Origin of the sequence: Chitinophaga sp. (assembly GCF_035564935.1) — a bacterium.
Lineage (GTDB): Bacteria > Bacteroidota > Bacteroidia > Chitinophagales > Chitinophagaceae > Chitinophaga.
The window spans coordinates 1-2,878 of sequence record NZ_DATMTE010000554.1 but is presented as its reverse complement, the minus strand read 5'-3'; the positions used below and the strand labels follow the sequence as shown (position 1 = coordinate 2,878).

Here is a 2,878-nt window from a genome sequence, read left to right as displayed (position 1 = left end):
CCAGGTGAGCGGCCTTTTTTTAATTCCTTTTTAAATAAGAAAATATGAAACGCTTAGCGGATTTTAGAAATATAGGTATCATGGCACATGTCGATGCAGGTAAAACAACCCTTACTGAACGCATGCTTTACTTCACCGGCTTTACACATAAACTGGGTAATGTAGACGACGGTAACACCGTAATGGACAGTGATCCACAGGAAGAAAAAAGAGGTATCACCATTTCTTCTGCAGCTATCACTACCTACTGGAAACACCAGGATAATACCTGGCAGATCAACATCATTGACACACCCGGCCACGTTGATTTCACTGCGGAAGTAGAACGCTCCCTGCGGGTGCTCGACGGTGCTGTAGCCGTATTCTGCGCCCGCTCCGGTGTACAGCCGCAGTCGGAAACAGTATGGCATCAGGCGGATCGCTATCATATTCCACGCATTGCATTCATCAATAAAATGGACCGGCAGGGTGCTGATTTCCGGCGCGTTGTGAACGATATACGCCAACGGCTAAACGCCAATGCACTGCCAGTGCAATTGCCTATCGGTGCAGAAGATGATTTCAGCGGTGTAATAGACCTCGTTACCATGAAAGCGCTTGTATGGAATACCGCCGACGGTAAAACATATGAAACACTGGAAATACCAGCTGCCTTACTGAATGAAGCACAGGAAGCGCGCAATTATTTGCTGGATGAATTATCGCTGCTGGATGAAGCGTTATTGGATAAATACGCCACTGATCCCGGAAGCATCCTTCCGCAGGATATTTACACCGCGCTGCGTAGTGCTACCATCCGTATGGAAGCCGTTCCCGTACTGGCCGGCGCTGCCTATAAGAATAAAGGCATTCAGCCGCTGCTCGATGCAGTAGCCACCTACCTGCCGGCTCCTTCGGATATTGGCGATGTAAAAGCCGTCAACGCTGAAACGGATGCGGATGTAATGATCCCCGTTAGCGAAAACGCGCCGCTGGCTGCCCTTGCCTTTAAGATCATCACCGATGACTACGTAGGCAGGTTAACGTTAGTACGCGTATACGCAGGCGTATTGCACAACGGCGATACCATATGGAACAGCCGTACCGGCCGTAAAGTAAGGATCAGCCGCCTGATGAGGATCATGTCTGATAAGTATGAAACCGTGGATGCAATAGGCGCCGGCGACATCGGCGCAGTAGCCGGGCTGAAAGACGTAAAAACAGGCGATTCTCTTTCCCATCCGGATCACCCGGTGCTGCTGGAACAAATCAGCTTCCCCGAACCGATGATCGGTTATGCGATTGAAGCTAAATCGGCGAAAGACAACGACAAACTGGGCGATGCACTGAACAGGCTGCTGGAAGAGGATCCAACCCTCACGGTAACCGTGGATAACGCTACCGGCCAAACGATCCTCAAAGGCATGGGTGAACTCCACCTGGAAGTGGTGCTGGAAAAACTGGCCACACAATACCACCTGGACATCAACAAAGGGCAGCCGCAGATTGCGTACAAGGAAATATTTACGCAGGCGGTTACCCATCGTGAAGTGTATAAAAAACAAAATGGCGGCTCCGGCAACTTTGCCGACATACAGTTTGAATTATCACCGGGCGATGAACAGGCAACAGGTTTGGAGTTTATCAACGAAATCAGGGGCGGTGCTATTCCAAAAGAGTTCATCCCCTCGATCAGCAAAGGCTTTGAGTCGGCCATGCACAATGGCGCACTGGCTGGTTACCCGGTGAAGTCCATGCGGGTGCGACTGCTCGATGGTTCCGTACACAGCAACGACTCCCATGCGCTGGATTTTGAACACGCCGCTATCATTGGTTTCAAAAGCGTGGCCGCGAAAGCGGCTCCCCGCCTGCTGGAGCCCTGGATGAAAGTAACGGTTACCATGCCGGAAGAATTTACCGGCGCCTTAACCGGCGATCTGAACAGGCGGCGTGGTGTGATCAGGCACATAGAAATGGATGGACCCGTGCAAACCATCACTGCCCTGGTACCCTTATCCGAACTATTCGGGTATATAACAGTGCTGCGTACCCTCTCCTCAGGAAGGGCGTCTGCTTCGCTGAATTTCGACAGCTACCAGGCGGTCCCCGGTAACATCACCGGCAACGTACCGGCCAAATAAAATGAAAATGGTGAAGGACATATTCCTTCACCATTTTTATTACGATAACACCTTTCTTATTTCAATTCTTCATTACCACCAGGAACATCCTGGTAAAATTTCTTCACGAACCTGCTGTCGGGCAATGAATTTAATACAGCGATCAGCCATTTTCCATCTTTCTTCACTACCTTCCCTTTGTAATAACCCACCGACATCAGCTGGATCTGCCCGTTGGTAAGGTCTGTCCAAAGATTACTGGCATACATGCTTACCCGCACAGTATCATTTGCGCCCTGGGAAAACTGCATATTGGAAATGAGGTGCCTGGACAGGAAATGACTGTTACGGGTACTAAGTAAAAGCGAGTCTATTTTGGCGGTCCAGTTCTGTTTCCCCCTCAGTTTCACGCCGTCAATTTCCCCGCGGATATTATCATCCATAAACTCCACGCATTTGGCCAGGTCGCCGTTGTCGAAATGTTCACAAAAACCATATATTACTTTTTCAATCCTTTGCTGGTCGCGGTATCCCAGTTCATGAGGATCGGGGGCCGGCGCAATAGCAGCGGAGCTGTCGGCCGCCGGCTTTTCTTCCGGAGATGTGTGGCAGGCAAGGAGACCTGTGATGCTAAGAACCAGCGCAGTGGCTACCGGGAAAAATCTGGACATTTTATAAATTTTCTGATATAACAAAACAAACGCATAAATAGTTTTACTATATCATAGAATTTCAGCTTTGTAACGGGCATTTCTGATGGTAATCAATCAGCTCAATGG

Annotated in this window: 2 protein-coding genes; one reads left to right on the top strand and one right to left on the bottom strand. The window is 49.5% G+C overall.

The window, feature by feature from the left end:
• Window positions 1–44: 44 nt before the first annotated feature.
• Entirely contained in the window at window positions 45–2,120 is a 2,076-nt protein-coding gene (gene fusA, locus VN105_RS14385; protein ID WP_325642042.1) for an elongation factor G, read from the top strand.
• A 56-nt stretch (window positions 2,121–2,176) separates the two neighbouring features.
• Here the strand turns inward: fusA and VN105_RS14380 are convergent, their stop codons facing one another.
• Window positions 2,177–2,770 (bottom strand): nuclear transport factor 2 family protein, encoded by a 594-nt coding sequence (locus VN105_RS14380; RefSeq protein WP_325642040.1) that lies wholly within the window; start codon window positions 2,768–2,770, stop codon window positions 2,177–2,179.
• Window positions 2,771–2,878: the final 108 nt, after the last annotated feature.